The organism is Bacillus sp. UNC41MFS5 (genome assembly GCF_000686805.1).
In genome coordinates, this window is the sequence record NZ_JMLP01000011.1 from 333529 (window position 1) to 355112 (window position 21584).

Sequence of the window (21584 nt, forward strand, 5' to 3'; positions counted from 1 at the left end):
TTTTTTCTTTAACGGTTTTGAAATCATTAGATATTAATGTCAATTTCATCATTTTTCTTAAGCTCTTCTACTAGTTTAGTGAGCTGTTTTTGTTGTTGTTGTTCAAGTTGTTGCTTAATTTGCGGTTTTACTTCTTCAAGCTTTGGAAGTTTCTGACCTCCGGCACTTCCTTGCTTGGCTGATTGATCATAATGGGCTTGAATTTCTTCATCCGTTACTTCTTCTACTGGTATTTCTTTTTAGATATGCTATCCTACTTGACTTTCTTCTAAGGCATGTTGCCAACTTGGGTAGTAATACAAAGCACTCCGCATTAAATCAGGATAAAGTTGCTTTACCTCTTTTTTACGTAGAGAATTACCTTGGTCCTGTAAGTTCTGGATCTGAGTAATGACTTCCTTTGATGTGAATGGAACATCCATTTTTTCATTCCTCCCTTTCCAAGTTATCCTTACCATCTTTCCCTTTAGCTAACAAAATAAAACCTAAAACATAGGGTAATGATTCAAAAATGCTCCTTATATTTCTTTAATTTATAAATGACTGAAGGTTGACTAATCCCCAAATAATCTGCCATTTCGTATGTGGTTTTACACTGTTTGTATGCTTGTGCAATCAGTTGCATCTCAACCTTTTCTAAAGCCTTCTTTAGATCGTGTGTCCCATTTACTTCCTTTTCGATTGCCATGGAAGAGGAAACTTCTGTCTGTTCCCCTGTGATGGCTAGGGGAAGGTGGCTGGGATATATAGTGGGTTCTTCAATGGTCAGAATTAGCCGTTCAATTAAATTTTCTAATTCGCGTATATTTCCAGGCCATTCATAATGAGTCATTACTTCAAAAGTCGAGGAATGGAATTTCTTTATTGTCTGGTATTTATCATTGGTTTTCTTTAAATAATGTTGAATTAAAATAGGTATATCTTCTTTACGTTCATGTAAAGACGGAATTTGGATGGGGACCACATTCAAACGATAAAACAAGTCTAATCTAAACTTCCCCTCACCTACCATCTTCTCTAAATCCTGATTTGTTGCGGCGATTAGCCGGAAGTTAATAAGTCTTTCTTTTTTTCCACCGATGCGTTTAATACTTTTTTCTTGTAGCACTTTCAATAATTTGGCTTGCATGGCTAGGGGAAGTTCGCCGATTTCATCTAAAAAAAGAGTACCACTGTCGGCTTGCTCAATCAGTCCCTGTCTACCTTGTTTATTTGCCCCTGTAAAAGATCCTGGTTCATAGCCAAATATCTCTGATTCAAACAAACTTTCTGGAATCGTACTGCAATTCACCTCAATAAAAGGCTCTTTATTTCGATTGCTTTTATTATGAAGAGTTCGTGCAAACGTACTTTTCCCTACGCCAGATGGTCCTAATAAAAGAATCGTGGCATCGGTTTTAGCAACATTATGAATAGTTTTTAAAATTTGCTGAGTTTGATTACTTTTAGCGATAATCGAATGATGATCAATTTCCTTTTCTCTTAAATCCTCAACCTCTGTCTGATAGCCCTTTACTTTGCGTTGTAATAGTTCGTATTCTTCTTGCAATTTCCATATTTCGGTTTGATCCTGACTATAGCTAATCGCTCTAACCAGGCGACCTTCTTGATTGAAAATCGGATAGCCGGTTGACATGACAACATGGCCTGTTTTTGTATGCTGCATAATCCGAGTGAATTTTTTTTCCTTTAAAACGATTGCATTGATAGATGGAGCAAGAAGCCCTTCTTTTTCTAATTGATAAACCGATGTACCAATGTATGTATCAGGTTTCATACCATAAATAGCCCAATGTTCTGGATTAGATCTTAAAATGATTCCTTCTTCGTCTGTAATGGTTATGTTATTATTCGAGGTTTCGATAATTTTATTTAATTCCATCTCTAGCATTCTATCATCCAATACGTAACCCCCTTTTATGTTTATCGATGTTGATTAAAATATAAATCAAAAAAGAGTAAATAATCAAAAATTAAATTAAAAATCGAGAATTTGATTTAATTTTAAATCAATATTTCAAAAAGATTGCTAAAAAATGTCGTCTTTACCTGAAATATCCGTTGGCACGAATCTTGCTTAATTTATATTGAAGATGATAAGTCTCATTTTTTTCAGACATTTGTTCAAAACGAAAGGGTGTTCATGATGACACAAACTGAAAATTCAATCCAGGAATTAAGAGATTTAGATAAAAAACATTTTATCCATCCAACTTCCCCACTTAAACAGCAACAAGAACAGGGACCCGCTTTTATCTTTAAGGAAGGAAAGGGAGTCTATCTTCAAGATGTAACAGGAAAAAAAGTCATTGATGGTATGTCATCTCTCTGGAATGTAAACGTAGGGCATGGTCGTGAAGAATTAGGAAAAGCGGCGATGGAGCAGATGTCAAAACTGGGGTTCACTTCATGTTTTGCTACATATAGCAACGAGCCTGCCATTCGATTGGCCGCAAAACTTGCTCAAATCGCTCCTGGAGATTTAAGTGCCACCTTCTTCACTTCTGGCGGTTCGGAGTCTAATGATACAGCTTATAAACTTGCCCGCCATTACTGGATTCTAAAAGGGCAGCCAGGAAGGAAAAAGATTATTTCAAGAACGAAATCCTATCACGGAGTCTCCATGGGGGCAACAAGTGCGACTGGGTTGAAAGCTTTCCGGGATTTCACGAACTCACTGGCTCCTGATTTTCTATACGTAGACAACTTTTCCTCAAAATCTTTACGTGAATTGATTGTAGCAGAAGGTCCTGAAACGATTGCAGCTTTTATTGCAGAACCTGTACAAGGAGCGGGGGGCATTCATGTAGTTCCTGAAAATTATTTTAAGGAAGTACGGGAAATTTGCGACGAATATGGTGTTTTATTTATTACAGATGAAGTGATAACTGGATTTGGCCGAACAGGAAAGTACTTTGGAATGGATCATTACGGTGTTGCCCCTGATATGATGTGCTTTGCCAAAGGTGTTACAAGTGGATATGCTCAACTTGGAGGGGTCATGATTTCAGAAAAGATCCACCAGGAATTAACGGAGCTTTCATCTGGCACTTTGTTGCACGGATACACGTATAGCGGGCATCCAATGGCCTGTGCGGTTGCATTAAAAAATTTGGACATTATTGAACAGGAACGTTTAATAGAAAATGCTGAAGCCATGGGTCAGGAACTGCTAAAAGGGCTTCACCAAATCCAACAAGAGCGAAAAATCGTCGGTAAAGTAAAAGGACTTGGATTGATGGCAGGTTTTGAAATTGTCCAAGATTTACACATAAAAGAACGTTACGCTGCGCCTCTATCTCCTGCAATTGTTAAGGAAGCTGCAAATCAAGGGCTTATTTGTAGATCAGTCGTCTTGGATGATCAAGATATAGTAGTATTTGCTCCTCCGTTAACTATTAATAAAGACGAGATCACGAAAATGATTGAGATTCTAAACAATTCCATCCGTGTTATCGAAGCAGATGTTATAGCAAACTATGTAACCACTTAAAGACATAAATGAGTCAATAACATAAATAATTGTAAGGTGAGGAGATTAATGATGAAAAAAAACTTATTTATTAATGGAGAGTGGGTAGAGGCAAAAACTTATACTCCTTTATTATCTCCCTACAATGGAGAGGTGATTGCAGAAGTTCCTGCAGCAACTCTTGATGAAGTAGAAATGGCGCTCTCTGCTGCATATGAAGCTAGAAAAACAATGGCTGGTATGCCAAGTTACCAGCGCGCAAGGATTTTAGAGAATCTTGCAAATCTATTAGAACAAAGATCAGATGAAGCGGCAGAAATAATTGCTCGGGAGGCAGCTAAACCCCTTTCTACTGCAAAAGGGGAAGTTGCTCGCACGATTCAAACATATAAATTTGCTGCAGAAGAAGCAAAACGGATACATGGAGAAACTATACCGTTAGATGCTGCCCCAGGAGGAGAAGGAAGAGTTGGCTATACCGTAAGGGAACCAATAGGAGTAATTGCGGCTATTACACCTTTTAACTTTCCTATGAACCTAGTAGCACATAAAGTAGGACCTGCACTTGCGTCAGGTAATACCGTTATATTAAAACCGGCAGGACAAACACCATTGTCTTCATTCTTTCTTGCTGAGTTAATCCAAGAAGCTGGATTACCTGCAGGAGCATTCAATGTTATAACAGGAAGCGGGACATTGATAGGTGAAAAGCTTGTTACAGATGAAAGAGTTCAAAAGATATCATTTACCGGAAGTCCTGCCGTAGGCATTGGTATTCGGAATAAAGCCGGTTTAAAGAGGGTCACACTTGAATTGGGTTCTAACGCTGCGGTCATTGTCGACAAAGGCGTTGATATTGACAAAATCATTCCACGTTGTGTATCTGGAGCATTTGCTTTTCAAGGGCAAGTTTGTATCTCCTTACAGAGGGTTTATGTTCATGAAGAACATTATGAACTATTTGTAGAAAAATTCGTCGCAGCGACTCAGAAGCTAAAACTTGGAGATCCTCTAGATTCGATGACAGAAGTTTCGGCATTAATCAGTCCCCGAGAGATCCAACGATCCCTCGAATGGATTGAGGAAGCGAAGCAGCAAGGGGCAATAGTTGCCACAGGAGGTAAAGCGGAAGGGAATATTTTGCATCCCACTGTTTTATTGGATGTGGATCCGTCCCAAAAAGTCTCTTGCCAAGAAGTGTTTGCCCCTATCGTTTTAATCAATAAAATCTCATCTGTTGATCAAGCAATAGAGCTTGTCAATGATTCTCGCTACGGATTGCAAGCAGGAATTTACACGGAGAACATCCATACGGCTTTAGTGGCCTCGCAAAAGTTGCACGTAGGTGGCGTTATAGTAAACGATATACCTACATTCCGTCTGGATCATATGCCATATGGGGGAGTAAAAGAAAGTGGAATTGGCCGAGAAGGTGTAAAGTACGCCATTGAGGAAATGACGGAACTTAAATTAGTAGTATTTAATCAAAATAAATAACTTTTAAACTTATAAAAATGAATGATAAATCAAATCGTTTGGAAACTGAAACTTTCTTTGCTGGATCAAATAGCACCGGAACGTACCGGTGCTATTTGGCATGACACAGAGCTCAATAGAACACTTAAAAAAAAGGAACATCTGCTTTCACCCAAGCAGATGTTCCTTCAACGATGTATACGGTTCGGGTGCAAAAAGCACTCGCTAGAAACATAGATTCCCTGTTTCCTCTAAATTGATTCCATATCTTTTATAAATCTATAAATTCGCAACTTTTGGTGATAATGGTATATTCTTAACCTGTTTATCAGGTTTTGTAAAAATGCAGAAAGCAAGACTGGCAATTAATAATAAAGTGGCAGACATGATGACAGAGTAATTAAATCCGATCCTAATGTTATCGCCTGCAGATTGAACAACAAAACCAATTACAGCTGGACCAATAATGCCTGACAAGTTTGCAAGCCCTAGCAAAACACCTGACATTAATCCTCTTCGTTCAGGAAGTAAGTGATTCACAATCTGGGGTGCAAGTGGAAACATACCATTTACAAACGCCATTCCCAAAAACAGGGCAATAATTGCTCCAAATGCACTTTGGACAAATGTTGTAGAATAAAAACTTAGAGCTGCTAACATTAAAGATGTTCCTGCAACAAGCACACGGGATGTTCGAATATTTTTTGTTTTTTTAAGTAACCGATCTGAGATAAATGAGATAAGTACACCACCAAGAGCAGAACCAAGGCCTATGAACATAACTGCATAACCCATCTGTGTTTGTGTTAAATGCACAATTTTAACAAGATAGGTCGGCATCCATACAAACGACCAGGTAAGTATCCAGTAAGACATGAATAGAGCAAGGCAAGTAAAGATAAAAGTAGAAGATAGAAAAAGTGGATAGATCTCTGACCATTTCACTTTCTCGGGAACTAAGGTAGATTCAGCCTTCACTATATTTCTCCCTTTTTCCCCTTTAAAAGTAAATAGCCATAATACTGCCCAAACCAGACTTAATACACCTAAAAAAACTAAAACCATTCGCCAACCATAAATTCCAATCATGTAAATGAGAAGAGGAACCATCAATTTAGCGACCATGCTCCCTGTATTCATAATGGAAATCGCAAGGCCTCGCTGTTCAGCATTGAAATGTTTGCTTATATGGCTAATAGCAGTTGCATGAAATGGTCCTTCAATAGCACCTAGAAGGACACGACACAATATGAGCATTGGCAATCCGTAAATTGCTAATGTTCCAAACTGTACGATTGTCAAACCAATCGCCATGAAAGCGAGCATTCTGCCTGTTCCAATTCGATCTGACAATGCAGCTCCAACAATCCCCATAATTGAAAACAACCAAAAAAAGCTGCTTCCAACGATACCCCATTGACTATAGTTAAGATCCAAATCTTCCATAATAGGTATAGCTGCGTACCCTAAAATCGCCTTATCGGTAAAGTTAATCAAGTAAAGAACGGACAAAAAAGCTATAACAACCCATTTTAATTTCATACAGAAAACACATCCTTTTTTGATAATAAAATGATATAGGTACTCTCCATTAATCTACTTAGAAAAGGAAGCACAAATAGACATTATAATTAAATCAATATGGCTGAAATTTTGAGCTTAAATCCATTAAAGAAAGCGCTTTAATTTTGAAAATTTAAAAAATAAACAACGTAATACTCCTATATGAATTAAAGAATAATAAAACGCAATTGTCCACTACTATAAATCATACATTTTCTTTAATACCCGAGAGCAAACCGATCTTTTCTTGGATTCGAGCCACAATGATGATAAGATAGGGGTTTCCTGAGTTCGAGGCAATTTAGGTTGCTTGTCCAAAGTTAATCCTGGTCCTACTATGGATAACTTGAATCGTAATATGGAGGAAGTAACTGTTTCCATCTCCATTTGTAATTCTGTCTCAAGAATTCTCCCTCCTTTCATTCCGGCAAAAGTACTCTAGTGATGGTATAAGTTACGGATATATAATTTTTTGAGCACCCTATTGTGTAATCTGTAGAGCCTCTAAATAGAGACCCTACCTAGTGTTTACACTACAAATTGAATGCACCGTATAGGAGTGAAGCAAATACTACTAATCCAGGGTGTACTTTCATTTTTTGCATTAATAAATAACTGCCTATTCCTAAAAATAGAATTTGTCCTATTCCTATTTGAAAGTAAGATTCATAGAATGATTGAAATGCCATCACTCCAAGAAGTACCGCAATTGTCGGTTTGACGTATAGTGTCATGCGTTTAACTTGCGGAGACGTTCTAAATTTATACAGAATACCCATTAGAGTAAGCATGAGTATAAGAGACGGAGTAACGGTTGCAATTACTGCCAGGAATGAGCCAAGGAATCCTCCCTCTTGAAATCCGATGTAGCCTGCCATCTTTGTTGCAATCGGACCGGGCAGAGCGTTCCCCATCGCTAAAGCTTCATTAAATTCTTGCGTTGTCATCCATTTATAGTGCTCTACTACTTCTTTTTGAATGAGAGGGATGGTTGCTGGTCCTCCGCCATATCCTAAAATATTAGTGATGAAAAAGACCCAAAAGATATACAAATAAATGATCATGCTGATAGTCCCTTATGCATTTTCTTTTTCTCAGACGTATTGGTAGGTTTCACTACAGCAATTACTAAAAGAGCTCCTATTAAAAATCCAGGATGAATACCGAAGTATTCGATCAGTACTAGTGCGACAATGATGTGCAATGTGGTAAAAAACCACTTGAGTCCTTTAATTGAACTCTGTACGAATTCCCAAGTTAAGACTCCAAGCATCACTGCTACTACCGGTACAACTGCCTTTGTCATGCCTTGAACCCATTTCAAATCTTTGAACACAATTAATGTACTGAGCATTATAATCATTAAAATGATAGTAGGTAAAATGGTAGCAAAGATGGCATTTATCATTCCTAGTACGCCACCAATGCGAAATCCGATATATCCCGCCATCTTTGTTGCGATAGGACCGGGCAACGTATTGCCAATCGCTAACACATCACCAAATTCCTCATTGTTCATCCAATTAAACCGTTCTACTACCTCTTTTTGAACGAGTGGAATCGTTGTTGGTCCCCCGCCATATCCAAGCATGCTGCTGCGAAAAAATGCGATAAAAATGTCTAGTTGTTTCATAGAATCAATCCTTTATTTTGGATTACCAACTGGCAATGGCCCCATCTGTCCTTGATTCTGTGCCACCCATCAGTACACCCGTTTCAGGGTTTCGCCATATAATTTGACCGCGGCCAAACGAACCTGAGTCTACCATAACTTTAATGTCATGTCCTTTTCGTACTAATTCTTCTGCAATGTGGGATGGAAATGTTTTTTCTACTTCTACTGTCTTTTCGTTCTTCCACTGCCATCTTGGTGCATCTAATGCTGCTTGAGGATGTAAGTGAAAATCGATTGTATTCATAATGACTTGAACATGCCCTTGCGGCTGCATATATCCTCCCATTACACCGAATGGTCCAACAGGTTGATTATCCTTCGTTAAAAATCCCGGAATAATTGTATGGTACGTCTTCTTACCGCACTTAAGGCAGTTATAATGAGTAGGGTCAAGACTGAAATCATGACCTCGATTTTGTAAGGCAATTCCTGTTCCTGGTACTACAATCCCAGAACCAAAGCCCATGTAATTACTTTGGATAAACGATACCATGTTACCCTCTCCGTCTGCTGTTGCAAGGTACACGGTGCCTCCGCGTGGCGGTACACCTGGAGCTGGGGTGCATGCATCACTTCCAATCAGTGCTTTACGCTGCTGGCCATACGATTGACTTAATAGCTCTTCTGTAGTTACAGCCATATGCTTAGGGTCTGTAATGTATTGCTTGCCGCAAGTATAAGCAAGCTTCATTGCTTCGATTTGTTTGTGGTATGTGTCTGTTGCTTCTTTTGCTGTGAAATCAAATCCTTTTAGTATGTTTAAAGCCATAAGAGCAACGATACCTTGCCCGTTTGGCGGGATTTCCCAAACATCATAGCCGCGATAGTTTACCTTAATAGGATCAACCCACTCTGGTTTAAAGGTTGCTAAATCATCTTTAGTTAAATAGCCTCCAAAATCCTGAGAAGCTGCTACAATTTTTTCTGCAAGTGCACCTTTGTAAAAGCTTTCCCCGTTTGTTCTTGCGATTTCTTCTAGTGTGTTAGCGTGGTCAAGAGACGACCATATTTCTCCGACTTCAGGTGCTCGTTCCTTAGGTGCAAAGGTCTCAAACCAAGCTTCGAATTCTGCTCCTGTACATTCCTGTTTGTATTGTTCAAATGCTTTTTTCCAAAAGCACCCTAGCGTAGGTGAAACAGGAAAGCCGTTTGCTGCATATTCAATTGCTGCCTTCATAACTTCTAGAAGCGGTAGACGTCCAAAACGTTTTGATAATTCTACCCAGGCTGCAGGAGCACCTGGTACAGTTACCGGCAGCCAGCCGTGCTTTGGCATTTTTTCGTGTCCATCTTCTTTTACCTTCTCGATGGAGATATTCATAGGTGCTGGACCGCTTGCATTTAGTCCGTGTAATTGTCCTTTTGTCCATACAAGCGCAAAGGCGTCCCCACCAATTCCGTTTGAGGTAGGCTCTACTACTGTCAAACAAGCAGCTGTTGCAATGGCTGCATCAATCGCATTTCCGCCTTTTTTCAAAATATCCAACCCTGCTTGTGCAGCTAAAGGCTGAGACGTAGCGACCATTCCATTCTTGGCAAATACTACATTTCGTTGTGATGTATAAGGTGAATAGTGTGGATCTAACTGTAAAGCCATAATAATACCTCTCCCTTTAAATGTAATATGCACTCTTTTCCCTTGATTCAATTAAGTGTTCAATCCGTGCTAAACGAAGTGATTGGCTTAATACAATTACAAAAACTGGTGGAGATTAATAGCCCGCAACTCATAAAAATAACTTCACTCCATCCAAAATGGCTTAAAAATATCCTACCAGACCAGCCTATCCTCTTTTTTTTCCTATTTTTAGTGTACCCCTTGAAAAAGGTTAACGTCTATTGCATTATAATTATAAAAACGATACCTTTTTGTTATCAATAAAATAGAAAGGGGTTATATGAAATGGAATGGCAGCAACTTGAATATTTTCGTGTAGTTGCAAAAACAGAACACTTTAGAAAATCCGCGGAGCAGTTGGCAATTTCTCAGCCTGCCCTCAGTCGTTCTATCAATAAACTAGAAGAGGAACTTGGAGTCACACTTTTTGATAGGACTGGACGTTCCGTTCATCTAAATAAGTTTGGACGACTTTTCTTGAAACGAGTTGAAAATGGATTAAATGAGATTTCGTTTGGCATCCAGGAAATTAATCAGTTAAAAAATCCATACACAGGAACCGTTTCCCTTGCATTTCTACAAACATTGGGCATAACCATTTTGCCTAAAATAATCAGCAATTTTAATAAACAATATCCCCATGTGGAGATCCAAATCTATCAGAACAAAATAGTAACCAGCATTCAGCAGCTTCTCACCAGAGAAGTTGATTTATGCCTGATTGGTTCGTTTGAGCATAATCCGAATATTACATGGCATCCATTAATGAATGAGGAGCTGTTCTTAAATGTACCTGCCAATCATCGTTTCGCATCAAGATCCTCAATAGCTCTTAGCGAGTTATCCAATGACAATTTTATAAGCTTTAAGGAAGGATTAGGGATGAGAGAGTTAATTAATAAATTTTGTAAAAATTCAGGATTCACACCAGTAATAAAATTTGAAGGAGAAGACGTACCCACTATAGCAGGTCTTGTTTCAGCTGGGCTTGGAGTTACCATTATTCCAGCATTTCATGGAATCAGCCCGGAAAAAATCAAACAAATTCCAATTTCCAAACCATATTGCCACCGAGAAATAGGAATCGCCTGGTTAAATGGGATTACTTTATCACCGTCAGCGGAGTTATTTCGAACCTATGTAACAGAAATGTTTTAGTTAATCAGTTTATTCTAATGGAGATTACGACCTGCTGTACGTTATAGAGAAAAGTATTTTAGAATTATTATTCAGTACATAAAAAAGCTGATTTCTTAACGTATTAGAAATTATTTTTACCATTTATGCATTTGGTTAGAAGAGTTTGATTATGATTTTCCGGAAGAAGAATTTATGGACATAAATACTTGGAACGATTATAACAAGAAGGCCCGTGTGCATGTAAAGGAGAGATTGGAGCTGTATAGGAGAGAATACAAAGAGCTGGTGGGGTTATTACAATAGTTTGATAGTCATCTGCAGAAATTTACACAATATTTTTAAAATGAGAGGCTGGGTCCATAACCCTCAACGGATGTTTCAGTAAATATAAAGAGTAAGAGGAAAATAGTAAAATAGAATAAAAACTCATTTGCAATTCAAAATTGCAAATGAGTTTCCAATCAAACACTTCATTTTTATATGGTTACAATACTCTCTGCCATCTCTGGAAAATCAATAAATGGGTTCCGATTGCCTTGAAGTTCATGGATCGCTTGGTTGCGATGCTTTTCATAGATGGAGACCGGAAAGGTTTGATGCCATTCTAGCAATAAAGAGACATTCTCTAGTTCTTTTTTTATTGTGTTTGGATAGCGAAGTAGGAAATAGAGTGTTGCTCTGGCAACGATTCCTTTGCCGTATTCTGGTTCGAATTTACTTTCTTCCGCCTTGCCGCACCCATCTTTGATTCCTAGAAGCCATCCTTCAGGGACATAATCGTGGAAATCATAGTAAGGATGGTTGCTGCGACTGCTATTGCAGGTGGATTCGCAAGCAAATAGATGATGCAAGTCTCCTCTCATCGGTTCTTTTTTATCGAACCATGATTGAGGAACTACATGTTCACAGTTTAATAGATCTTCCGTAAAGATGCCGATTAACCCTTTTGCCTGCATTTCATGGAGCCGAATGTCCTCCTCTATGACAGAAAGTGGATTCATCCCTTTTTCAGAATAAAGGCTTTTTAATGAACCGTTTTCCTGCAAATCAACCCAAGGGTACACATAACGGTGCGGGCTGTAGTTTAACTGATCTATATGTGTTTTTTCAAGCAATGCATGGAGGCTGTCTGACAGATTAGCATCCGTGAATGAAATGCTCTGATAGTATTGATTCCTAACTTCCTTATCTTTCTTTTCATCATAATAGGGTCTTTCTTTATACTTTAAAAAGTCTGACTTGGCTGTTTCCCATTCACTGTAAAGCAAATCTAGCTTTTCCATTATATTTTCAACGCTTGAGCAGATAATTTTTGGCTGAACACATCCGATAAGTAGTCCTCTGCTGTTAAGTACAGCAAACCGTTGCCTTCGAGTTTTGGCGAGTTTCCTAGAGGAACCGTTCTCTTGATTAATTGGGCATACAGCTCAAACTCGGTTAGATTTCGCTCAAATTTTTTGTTGACCAAATCTTTTATTAGGGCAAGTGCACCGGATATATGCGGTGTGGCCATCGAAGTTCCGCTCAAGATTGCATAACTTCCGTTTAAATACGTGGATAAGATTTCTTCACCAGGACCTACTAAGTCGACTTCATTATTCGAATTTGAAAATTCAGAAGAACGGCGTTGCAGATTAATGGCTCCGACGCTGATGACTTCATTGTAGCTGCCAGGATAGGCGAATTCATCTGAAGATTCCTGTCCATCTCCCTCATTACCAGCAGCACAAACGACTAGGATTTGCTTAGCGATTGCGTTTTGAATCGCTTGATGCAACTCAGGTACATCCTCAGAACCGCCGAGGCTCATCGAGATGATATCCGCCTTTTGTTCAACGGCGTAGTTAATTCCATTTATGATCCAGTCATATTGCCCAGATCCATTTTTATCAAGCACCTTTAAAATCAATAAACTTGCTTCAGGGGCAACACCAATGACTCCTGTACCATTTTGGACGGCAGCGATTGTGCCAGCTACATGGGTCCCATGGCCATTATAGTCAGTGTATACATCAGGTTTTCCATTATCATCATCAGTGAAATTCCGTCCACCGATAATCCGCTCACTCAAATCAGGATGGTTGACATCGCAGCCTGTGTCCAAGATCGCAACCGTGATTCCCTTACCTTTCGATTTCTCCCAGATTTTTGGAGCTGCAATCAGCTCAACCCCTTTTGGCACCTCAGACACCACTTCGACCTCTTCATTCACTTGATACGGAATTAATTGTAATCTTCTCTCCATTCGTATCCCTCCTGCCAGAATTAGTTTTCTGTATATTCTTGGGAGTTACCAATAGTTTAACAATTCAGAATCTATTAAAACAGTTACTTTAGTTGCATTTTTACGAACTAATGTTCCTATTTATACTCTCTTAAAGCACAATTATCTGTAATGGAATATATGGTAAGTTTAATTAAAAACGACTCTCAGAGATAAATTAGAGAGTCGTTTTTTTGCTATAAATATATTTTTATTCCCGTTCGATTTCACATGAGTATCCCCATAGCTAAAGCAAGGGGTTTTACGCTGCTTTTTTTTGATAAAGAAGCCACTGCACACATTAAGCAAAGAGGACGTCAATCTCATCAAGTAAGCGATTTAAGAAATCTTGCAGCTTTTGTAAAAATGACTGACCTTCTTCAGATTGCAAAGAAGTCGAGATTTTTTCTGTCATAACACTTATTTGTTCTTTTACTTGGTTCCAGTCAATATCCATAGTCTTCAGTTTGTTGAAGAAGTCTACTAACATATCTAACTCTGCATCTGTTAAAGTAATCCCAAGCTCCGTGGCAACTTGTTCAATTAATGTACGCAAGTCAGCTTCTGTTTTGGGTTCATTCTTGGCGATTTCATCCTTAACTTTTCCCATGAGAGCAGCAGCATTGTCCGCTCCAATGGAGTCCCCGAGCTGTGCGGTTTTCACCATTTCTTCATTCGCCACTTTTTTGATTTCTTCAGGGATTTCTTCATTAGTTGTCGTTTCATAAGCTTTCATAATTCCCGTTAAAGCCGCTGTACCTGTAACAGAAAATGGAGCGGCAATCTGAATGGTTGCATCCTTTACACCCGCTGTAGTCAAGGCATTTGTATACATTTCATCCGTAACCCATGTAATATTGTTCGTTTGAACCTCTAACCCAGAATCTTTGGCACCGGTTGTGATGCTCGCTGATGAAATAGCAATGGAACCAATTTGTGCCTTAGGTATAGACTCCCCTAAATAATCATGCTCTTCTTTATTGGATACGGTAATAATTTGTGCGTTTTCCGGTGCTGCTAACTCTGCTAGCATTTCATTTTTTTGCTGTTTGGTTAGGTCTTCTCCTAATGTAACAATGACATCTCCTTCTGCTACGTCTGCAAAGCTAACAGATGGAACAGAGAAAAGCATCGTCATCGCAAGAAACATTGCTTGAAATTTTCGTTTCAAAAAAAAAACCTCCTTTTATACATTCAACCATTCCATATAAGAATGGGTAATGTTTTGCCACTTATATTTAATATCCAAAAAAATACTTTCTGAAAAAGTGGCTTTGCATCATCTTAACATAGAGGTTTGGGATTACATTTAAAGAATGGGTAACATTCTTGCTAATTATATTAAGATTCTTACATGAGGGATAAAAATGTTACAAACCATTACAGTAAACCTCAAAAATCCAAATTCCAATAGAACTGAATTCCGTTATCCATCTTAAGTAATCATTAAAAGAACTTTAAGCATGACAAAAAGGCTTCACTAAGTGCGAAGCCTTTTTGTTAGCAGAGTGAATGTTAATCAATTGTCTGATCGAAATTAGATATTGACTTCTCTTCAAAAGAACATTCCTTTAGTGGAACGACCTTCGATTTATGAACGAGTTTATACCCGAGCCATAATGCCAAAAAGATTGGTAAACCAATATAAGACACGGCTAATCCATACCAATCAATCTCACTAGTTAAAAAAGCTTGATAATTTTGGCCGAAAATGACAATGACACACATCGCAAAAGCGAGAATTGGGCCGAGCGGGAACCATTTCGCTTTAAATTTCAAATCGTTCAAGTCCCTGCCCTGGGCCGTATATGCTTTTCTAAAACGGTAGTGGCTGACTGCAATTCCAAGCCAGGCAATAAATCCAGTTAAGCCTGACGCATTTAATAACCATGTATACACTTGATCTCCAAAAATGGACGCTAAAAAGGCCAAGCCTCCGATTATCGTTGTGATGACCAGGGCATTCATCGGAATCCCGCGATTATTTATATTTTGTAAAAATTTAGGCGCCTGTCCGTCCTTTGCCATGGACCATAGCATGCGTGTCGATGCATATAATCCGGAACTCCCAGCAGATAAGACCGATGTCAAAATGACTGCGTTCATCACAGATGCCGCAAATGCAATGCCCACATTCTTAAATACAAGGGTAAAAGGGCTGATAGCGATGTTGTCGACATCCCTGCCTAACAGATCAGGACTTGTATAAGGAATAATAAGGCCAATGACTGCAATGGCAACGATATAGAATAGAAGAATACGCCAAAATACTTGTCGAATCGCCTTTGGTACGTTTTTCTCCGGCTCTTCACTTTCTCCTGCAGCAATCCCCACAAGTTCCGTTCCTTGAAAGGAAAAACCTGCAATGAGAAAAATACTTAAAATGGACAAAGGGCCGCCATGAACCGGAGCATCTCCTAAATTAAAGTTTTTAAACCCGATAAACTGACCACCCAGAATACCGAAAATGGTGAGCAAACCGACTCCAATGAAAACAATGACGGTCACTACTTTTATTAAGGAGAACCAATACTCTGATTCCCCGTAACTTTTAACCGACAATGCATTCAATAAAAAGATCAGTCCTAAAAACAGTGCACTCCACACGATGCTCGGTACATCCGGAAACCAGAACTTCATAATAATAGCGGATGCAGCGATTTCAACCGCCAGTGTAACCGCCCAGTTGAACCAATAATTCCAACCAAGTGCAAAACCAAAGGCCGGATCGACAAAACGGCTGCCATAGGTTGCAAACGATCCCGAAATCGGCATTAAGGTAGCCATTTCTCCGAGACTTGTCATCAAAAAGTAGACCATGATGCCGATCGCTCCATAAGCGATTAGCGCTCCACCAGGACCAGCTGTTTGAATGGACGCCCCTGTCGCTAAAAATAACCCTGTCCCGATTGACCCTCCAATAGCAATCATCGTCATGTGACGTGCCTTTAGTTTGCGTTGAATATGCCCTGTACTTTCTTCCTTATTCTGATATTTCTGATTATTTTGGTCATTATTATAGCTTTTGATTGCTCCCATTCTTGTCCTCCTTCATTTTTGAACTTATAAGCATCTGATAAAATTCATCTCCCGCTTACTATTGATAAACGGGAGATGGCTTGCTAATTATTTCGAAAAATCAAAGTAGTTTCGCTTCAATAAGCGTGGAGCTGCCATAAGTGTTTCATACGTCATACTTTTTGCGAGCTTTGAGCAATCAATTAAAAATAGATGATCCTCAATTTCTTTCACTGTTTGATCTGTTTGATAGGTCATACCGCATTCCAAGCAATGAATGGATGGTGTGTCCTGAATTTCGATTGCATTTGTTCCATCTGGAAGTTCCCAATACACTGTGTTGCTTGTTTCACGTGCTGTGTCGGATTCGCACCATTGACAAATCAAAATTATTCCTCCTTTGCTCCCACTGTTTCATATTTCTTCATTTGTGATTGGAATTTTTTCTCTTTTAACTCGTCACGTTTGTCACGTTTATCTTTTAATGAACTATGCTCATTGTTTTCGTTATACGTTTTGCGGCGATCTAACCGTTTTAATCCTTCAGGTGTAAGGTTAAATTTCGTATCATCAATAATCGATAGAACACCATTACTTTCAAACTTTTCAAACACTTCAGGATATACCTTTTTGTAGTAATCCTCTGCACTGCCTGACTGATAATTTGTTGGTTCTGGATAAGATGTAATGACACCTTCAAAGTTACGTAATACGACTTTATTAGCACTTTGAGAAATGATATAGTTCGGCTGCAATGGAATTTTGCCTCCTCCACCCGGGGCATCAACAATAAATGTCGGAACGGCATAACCCGATGTATGGCCGCGAAGTCCTTCCATAATTTCCAATCCTTTGCTGATTGGTGCACGGAAATGGCCAATCCCTTCTGATAAATCACATTGGTAAATATAATATGGACGAACGCGAATTTTAACAAGGTCATGCATAAGCTGTTTCATGATCGGTACACTGTCGTTAATACCTGCTAAAATAACCGCCTGGTTACCAACAGGTACACCAACATTTGCAAGCATTTCACATGCACGCTTCGATTCTTCCGTAATTTCAATAGATGTATTAAAATGTGTATTCAACCAAACTGGATGATACTTTTTCAAGATATTACAAAGATTTTCGGTAATACGCTGTGGGAATACGACAGGTGCTCTTGTACCGATACGAATAATTTCTACATGCGGAATCTCACGTAAATTCTTTAAAATATATTCTAAAATATTGTCATTAATAAGGAGCCCGTCTCCTCCGGAAATTAACACATCTCGGATCTGTGGGTTCGATGCGATATAATTAATTGCTGTGTCTAACTGTTTCTTTGGTACGCCCATTCCGATTTGTCCGGAGAAGCGCCTTCTCGTGCAGTAACGGCAGTACATAGAGCATTGGTTTGTAACTAAAAACAACACGCGATCCGGATAACGATGGGTTAACCCAGGTACGGGTGAATCTTCATCTTCGTGAAGGGGATCTTCTAAGTCATATCTTGTTTTATGCAATTCCGCAGAAATCGGAACAGACTGCATTCGAACCGGACATCTTGAATCATCGGGATCCATAAGCCATGCATAATATGGCGTGATGTTTAATGGGATTGTTTTTGTTGAGATTAAAACCCCTTCTTCTTCCTCTGGTGTTAAGTTAACTACTTTCTTTAAGTCTTCTAAATTTTTAATAGTATTCGTCAATTGCCAAACCCAATCGTTCCATTGCTCATCCGTTACATCCTTCCAAAGCTCGATTTCTTTCCAATGTCTTTTCGGTTTGAATAAAGTGTTTCTCATTATTAAATTCCCCCTAAATTGGTTGATTTTTTATGAACCTTTAATGAATTCTCTGTTTATTAAGAAATGGAGTATTCCATATAATAGCGATTTTCCCCTTCACCAAATTCATCGAATCTCGTCTCTTTTATAGCAAATCCCATTTTTTCATATAGCTTAACAGCTGACTTATTTTCAACGTTGACCGTTAAGCATATTTTTTGAAATCCATCTTGCTTCAAAATCGAATAAATATCATCAAGGAATAATTTTCCGATGCCTTTCCCTTGCTGGTCGGAGCGGACATAAAACCCAAAAATGTAGGCTTTATGAATATCATTGTAAGCTCTCATCACTTCGCAAATCGCAATCGGCCTTGGATCATTTTGCTGCCGGTATTGAATGAGTTTCCCGTAGCGTGTAAGCGGAACAAGGGCTTGTTCATCTACTGCTCCTAATCCCGGAAACGCATCTCGCTCAAGTTCCATCATCATATTTAGCTGTTCTGGATTCAATGAAGCTGGTACTTCGACATAATAGGTTTGGTTTAATGTGTCCACTTTTCTGTCCCCCTCCGTTTTACTTCATATTGAATATCATCGAGCGGCCAAATTGGCATAGGAATATTACGATACGTAAAAGTGGTTAAACGATTGGATGCAACACCAGGTGCATCCACATAAATGATCCTGCCAACAATCGGCTCAAACGCTGCCCGGAAATGATTTTTAGCCTTTAGCCCAAGAATTCTTTTCGTGGCTGGCTCAAGACCAATATGACGAAACATTTCCGGATCATTCGCTGACATCGGTCTTCCAATAAGGAGGATATCCATCTTGCCAACGCGAATGTGTGCCGCTCCCTTTAAATCGACTCTTAAATGCTGGTTGAACGGTCCAGAATTGTGAAATACACCGTCTGATAAGGCCACTACCGTTGCTTCAACCTGAACGGGCTCCCCAAATTCTGGTAATACTTTCCCACCGAGGGACAACGATATCTTGTTTCCGACTCCTGCATTAAGGCAAGCATCAATGGATTCTGGATCGTAGAGTCCTCCAAACAGCGTGTCAGGAATGTTCATCTTCACCATCTCCCGAAGCAGTTCTGTTGTATCCCCGCTCCCGCAGCTTAGAGGATTATCCGAGATGTCCGCCAGCACGACCGGTTTGTCGTCTTCAATCGACATGGCCAAAGCGAGCCCTTCTTTTACACCGGGCAAATCCATGATAAATCCTTCTCTTACGCTCCAGAACAAGGAAGCTAACTTTTGGGCGGTCTCTTTTCCTTTTTGCGGATCGAGTGAAACAACAAGTACACTTGCACCGACCATGGGAATATCCGAGTAAGGAAAGCCGCCAAATACGGACACATGATAAATACCTGTTTCCTCTTCGGCTTGTTTCGCCCACTCTATCATTTTGTGCATCGGCCCTTCTGCCGTTCTCATATTGATAGAGGGAGGCATCATCGGCAATTTTTCAAAAGAAGCGTAGTAAGTCACACCTACCTTTAATTGATTTAACAAAGCGATTGCCGCATGAATGCCTTGTTCGTACATATCAATATGCGGATATGTCTTAAATCCAAAATGAAGTGGTGTGTAATCAATCATTTTTCCGCTTAAATTGGCGTGCATGTCCAGGGTCGTTGCGATTGGAACATTCGGTCCGATAAGGTCACGAATTTTTCCCAGTAAATGCTCTTCCGGATCAAAGAGGTGCTCCACCACCATCGCTCCATGCAGTGCAAGCAATAATCCGTCCAGCCTTCCCGCCTGCTGGATGGACTCTAGCATTTGTTTTTCGATGATGGAGTACGCCTCCGTTGACACTACGCCTGATGGGACCGCTGCCGCACAAAGCAGCGGTACGATTTCTACGTCCTCGTCCTGTTTCAATACATCCAGAAACCCGCCCACTTCTGTTTTCGTTCCTGTATAGGCATCATAAATTTCATCGCCGATAAAGTAGCCTTCATTTCGAAACTGTTCGATTTCAGTTTTCATCGGGCTGAAACTGTGGGATTCATGGTAAAAGAATGCAATACCAATACGATGTTTTCTCATGTTTTCCCACCTTATAATAGATATGGTCTGTTGATTAATAGTTCGTATAAATGGATTTCCACTCAGTCATGACATCAAATGCATGATGGGAAACTTCACGGTGACCGTTTCCGGACATCTTCATACCCCCAAACGCCACTCCCATCTCGGCATTGGACGTTCCGTTATTAATATAGACAAGACCGCTTACTGCTTCCTTTGCAGCACGGTTTGCATAATGAAGGCTCTCTGTATAAATGGAAGTCGATAGCCCATAAATCGTCCCGTTATTTACCTCCATGGCTTCCTCATATGAATCTACTTCAATGATGGCAAGAACTGGACCAAATATTTCTTCCTGCGCAATGGTATCATTCGGTTTCACATTCTCAATGATGGTCGGCTCATAATAATAGCCGCCCAATTCTTTGACACGCTGCCCGCCTGACACAATTCTTCCACCTTCTTCAATCGCTGTTTTTACATATTTTTCGACTGTATGAAGCTGGTCTTCATTTACGAGAGGGCCCACTTGTTTCCCTTCCTCAAGTCCATTTCCTATTTTCATAGACTTTGTTAAATCTACTACTTTTTGAACGAGCCGTTCCTTAACTGGACGCTCGACGATTACTCGGCTTGCCGCTGTACAGCGCTGACCAGTTGTTGTAAACGCTGACTTTACGATTCCTTCTGCCGCCTTGTCCAAGTCCGCATCCTTCATGACGATCACGGCATTTTTTCCGCCCAATTCCAATGAGATACGTTTTAACGTTTTACTGCTCATTTCAGCCAGCTTTTGTCCGACTTCTGTTGAGCCTGTAAATGAAATGATTTTTACATCCGAATGCTCTGCAAGTGTTTGACCGACTGTTCTTCCTGAACCGGTAATTAAGTTCACGACTCCTGCTGGCAATCCTGCTTCATCTAACACTTCCACAAAAATCTTTGCCGATAGCGCAACCTCAGAAGCCGGCTTCCAAACGACTGTATTACCAGCAATCAGAGCTGAAAAGATTTTGTAGGAAGCAAGTGCAACTGGGAAGTTCCAAGGGGTAATGCACGCCGCAACTCCAAGAGGTTCACGAACCATTCTTACATTTCGGTCTGGGAAGCCGGCAGGGACCGTTTCTCCAAAGAGGCGTCGTCCCTCGCCTGCCATATATTGAGCAGTCGCGATGACCACTCCCACTTCGCCTAAAGACTCAGGCAGCACTTTGCCCATCTCCATGGTCATCACACGAGCAAGTTCCTGTTTTCGTATTTCAAACAAATGGGCTGCTTTCATTAAATAAGCCGCTCGTTCTGGAATGGGAGTGTTCTTCCATTGTGAATACGCTTCATTCGCTTTTGTGACAGCCTCATCCACTTGCTCCGTTGTGGCGGCCGCACATATGCCGACAAGTTCCCCCGTTGCCGGATTGATGCTTTCAAAATAGGGCTGATCGGGGGCACTTACCCATTTTCCATTGATATAAAGATCTCCCTGAAGAATATCTGTTTTGATTTGACCAGACATATACTTGACCTCCTTTTT

18 protein-coding genes are annotated in these 21584 nt (G+C 39.8%); 3 read left to right on the forward strand and 15 right to left on the reverse strand.

Annotated elements, in window-relative coordinates:
- Window positions 1–248 precede the first annotated feature (248 nt).
- Window positions 249–422: a hypothetical protein gene (locus BR30_RS37275; RefSeq protein ID WP_197032294.1), complete on the reverse strand. Its 174-nt coding sequence runs from the start codon at window positions 420–422 to the stop codon at window positions 249–251.
- An 83-nt stretch (window positions 423–505) separates the two neighbouring features.
- Window positions 506–1891, reverse strand: a complete 1386-nt coding sequence (locus BR30_RS0106460; protein WP_026564304.1) for a sigma-54 interaction domain-containing protein — start codon at window positions 1889–1891, stop codon at window positions 506–508.
- A 255-nt stretch (window positions 1892–2146) separates the two neighbouring features.
- Between BR30_RS0106460 and BR30_RS0106465 the strand changes: the two genes are divergently transcribed.
- Together BR30_RS0106465 and BR30_RS0106470 are read left to right on the forward strand one after the other, a co-directional pair.
- On the forward strand, window positions 2147–3493 hold the full coding sequence (locus BR30_RS0106465; protein WP_026564305.1) for an aminotransferase family protein: 1347 nt from the start codon (window positions 2147–2149) through the stop codon (window positions 3491–3493).
- A 51-nt stretch (window positions 3494–3544) separates the two neighbouring features.
- Window positions 3545–4969, forward strand: a complete 1425-nt coding sequence (locus tag BR30_RS0106470; protein ID WP_231507638.1) for an aldehyde dehydrogenase family protein — start codon at window positions 3545–3547, stop codon at window positions 4967–4969.
- Between the two features lie 258 nt (window positions 4970–5227).
- Here the strand turns inward: BR30_RS0106470 and BR30_RS0106475 are convergent, their stop codons facing one another.
- From BR30_RS0106475 to ggt, 4 genes are all read right to left on the reverse strand, one after another.
- Window positions 5228–6490: an MFS transporter gene (locus tag BR30_RS0106475; protein WP_026564307.1), complete on the reverse strand. Its 1263-nt coding sequence runs from the start codon at window positions 6488–6490 to the stop codon at window positions 5228–5230.
- A gap of 554 nt (window positions 6491–7044) precedes the next feature.
- A complete protein-coding gene (locus tag BR30_RS0106480) occupies window positions 7045–7572 on the reverse strand; it encodes a chromate transporter (protein ID WP_026564308.1) in 528 nt (175 codons plus the stop codon).
- Window positions 7572–8144 (reverse strand): chromate transporter, encoded by a 573-nt coding sequence (locus BR30_RS0106485; RefSeq protein WP_026564309.1) that lies wholly within the window; start codon window positions 8142–8144, stop codon window positions 7572–7574. Before BR30_RS0106485 ends, BR30_RS0106480 begins: the two co-directional genes overlap by 1 nt.
- Before the next feature lie 22 nt (window positions 8145–8166).
- On the reverse strand, window positions 8167–9783 hold the full coding sequence (gene ggt / locus BR30_RS0106490) for a gamma-glutamyltransferase (protein WP_035445110.1): 1617 nt from the start codon (window positions 9781–9783) through the stop codon (window positions 8167–8169).
- Between the two features lie 306 nt (window positions 9784–10089).
- Between ggt and BR30_RS0106495 the strand changes: the two genes are divergently transcribed.
- Complete coding sequence (locus tag BR30_RS0106495) at window positions 10090–10962, forward strand: LysR family transcriptional regulator (protein WP_026564311.1); 873 nt, start codon at window positions 10090–10092, stop codon at window positions 10960–10962.
- Between the two features lie 458 nt (window positions 10963–11420).
- Here the strand turns inward: BR30_RS0106495 and BR30_RS0106500 are convergent, their stop codons facing one another.
- From BR30_RS0106500 to BR30_RS0106540, 9 genes are all read right to left on the reverse strand, one after another.
- Window positions 11421–12227, reverse strand: a complete 807-nt coding sequence (locus BR30_RS0106500) for an endonuclease I family protein (protein ID WP_026564312.1) — start codon at window positions 12225–12227, stop codon at window positions 11421–11423.
- Window positions 12227–13189: a S8 family peptidase gene (locus BR30_RS0106505; RefSeq protein WP_026564313.1), complete on the reverse strand. Its 963-nt coding sequence runs from the start codon at window positions 13187–13189 to the stop codon at window positions 12227–12229. The genes BR30_RS0106500 and BR30_RS0106505 overlap by 1 nt, the downstream gene beginning before the upstream one ends.
- Before the next feature lie 319 nt (window positions 13190–13508).
- Complete coding sequence (locus BR30_RS0106510; RefSeq protein WP_026564314.1) at window positions 13509–14378, reverse strand: DUF1002 domain-containing protein; 870 nt, start codon at window positions 14376–14378, stop codon at window positions 13509–13511.
- A gap of 344 nt (window positions 14379–14722) precedes the next feature.
- On the reverse strand, window positions 14723–16246 hold the full coding sequence (locus tag BR30_RS0106515) for an amino acid permease (RefSeq protein ID WP_051633491.1): 1524 nt from the start codon (window positions 16244–16246) through the stop codon (window positions 14723–14725).
- An 87-nt stretch (window positions 16247–16333) separates the two neighbouring features.
- A complete protein-coding gene (locus tag BR30_RS0106520; protein ID WP_026564316.1) occupies window positions 16334–16612 on the reverse strand; it encodes a YokU family protein in 279 nt (92 codons plus the stop codon).
- A 2-nt stretch (window positions 16613–16614) separates the two neighbouring features.
- Complete coding sequence (gene ablA / locus BR30_RS0106525) at window positions 16615–18024, reverse strand: lysine 2,3-aminomutase (RefSeq protein WP_026564317.1); 1410 nt, start codon at window positions 18022–18024, stop codon at window positions 16615–16617.
- Between the two features lie 59 nt (window positions 18025–18083).
- Window positions 18084–18563 carry a GNAT family N-acetyltransferase gene (locus tag BR30_RS0106530; protein ID WP_026564318.1) on the reverse strand — a complete coding sequence of 160 codons (480 nt, stop codon included), beginning with the start codon at window positions 18561–18563 and terminating at the stop codon, window positions 18084–18086.
- Window positions 18551–20071 (reverse strand): M81 family metallopeptidase, encoded by a 1521-nt coding sequence (locus BR30_RS0106535; protein ID WP_026564319.1) that lies wholly within the window; start codon window positions 20069–20071, stop codon window positions 18551–18553. Before BR30_RS0106535 ends, BR30_RS0106530 begins: the two co-directional genes overlap by 13 nt.
- 34 nt (window positions 20072–20105) lie before the next feature.
- Window positions 20106–21566 (reverse strand): aldehyde dehydrogenase family protein, encoded by a 1461-nt coding sequence (locus tag BR30_RS0106540; protein WP_035445111.1) that lies wholly within the window; start codon window positions 21564–21566, stop codon window positions 20106–20108.
- Between the last annotated feature and the right edge of the window lie 18 nt (window positions 21567–21584).

Coding starts and splice junctions, on each gene's coding strand:
- BR30_RS37275 (WP_197032294.1), bottom strand. CDS start 422: ATGGATGTTCCATTCACATCAAAGGAAGTCATTACTCAGATCCAGAAC.
- BR30_RS0106460 (WP_026564304.1), bottom strand. CDS start 1,891: ATGCTAGAGATGGAATTAAATAAAATTATCGAAACCTCGAATAATAAC.
- BR30_RS0106465 (WP_026564305.1), top strand. CDS start 2,147: ATGACACAAACTGAAAATTCAATCCAGGAATTAAGAGATTTAGATAAA.
- BR30_RS0106470 (WP_231507638.1), top strand. CDS start 3,545: ATGAAAAAAAACTTATTTATTAATGGAGAGTGGGTAGAGGCAAAAACT.
- BR30_RS0106475 (WP_026564307.1), bottom strand. CDS start 6,490: ATGAAATTAAAATGGGTTGTTATAGCTTTTTTGTCCGTTCTTTACTTG.
- BR30_RS0106485 (WP_026564309.1), bottom strand. CDS start 8,144: ATGAAACAACTAGACATTTTTATCGCATTTTTTCGCAGCAGCATGCTT.
- ggt (WP_035445110.1), bottom strand. CDS start 9,783: ATGGCTTTACAGTTAGATCCACACTATTCACCTTATACATCACAACGA.
- BR30_RS0106495 (WP_026564311.1), top strand. CDS start 10,090: ATGGAATGGCAGCAACTTGAATATTTTCGTGTAGTTGCAAAAACAGAA.
- BR30_RS0106500 (WP_026564312.1), bottom strand. CDS start 12,227: ATGGAAAAGCTAGATTTGCTTTACAGTGAATGGGAAACAGCCAAGTCA.
- BR30_RS0106505 (WP_026564313.1), bottom strand. CDS start 13,189: ATGGAGAGAAGATTACAATTAATTCCGTATCAAGTGAATGAAGAGGTC.
- BR30_RS0106515 (WP_051633491.1), bottom strand. CDS start 16,246: ATGGGAGCAATCAAAAGCTATAATAATGACCAAAATAATCAGAAATAT.
- ablA (WP_026564317.1), bottom strand. CDS start 18,024: ATGAGAAACACTTTATTCAAACCGAAAAGACATTGGAAAGAAATCGAG.
- BR30_RS0106535 (WP_026564319.1), bottom strand. CDS start 20,071: ATGAGAAAACATCGTATTGGTATTGCATTCTTTTACCATGAATCCCAC.
- BR30_RS0106540 (WP_035445111.1), bottom strand. CDS start 21,566: ATGTCTGGTCAAATCAAAACAGATATTCTTCAGGGAGATCTTTATATC.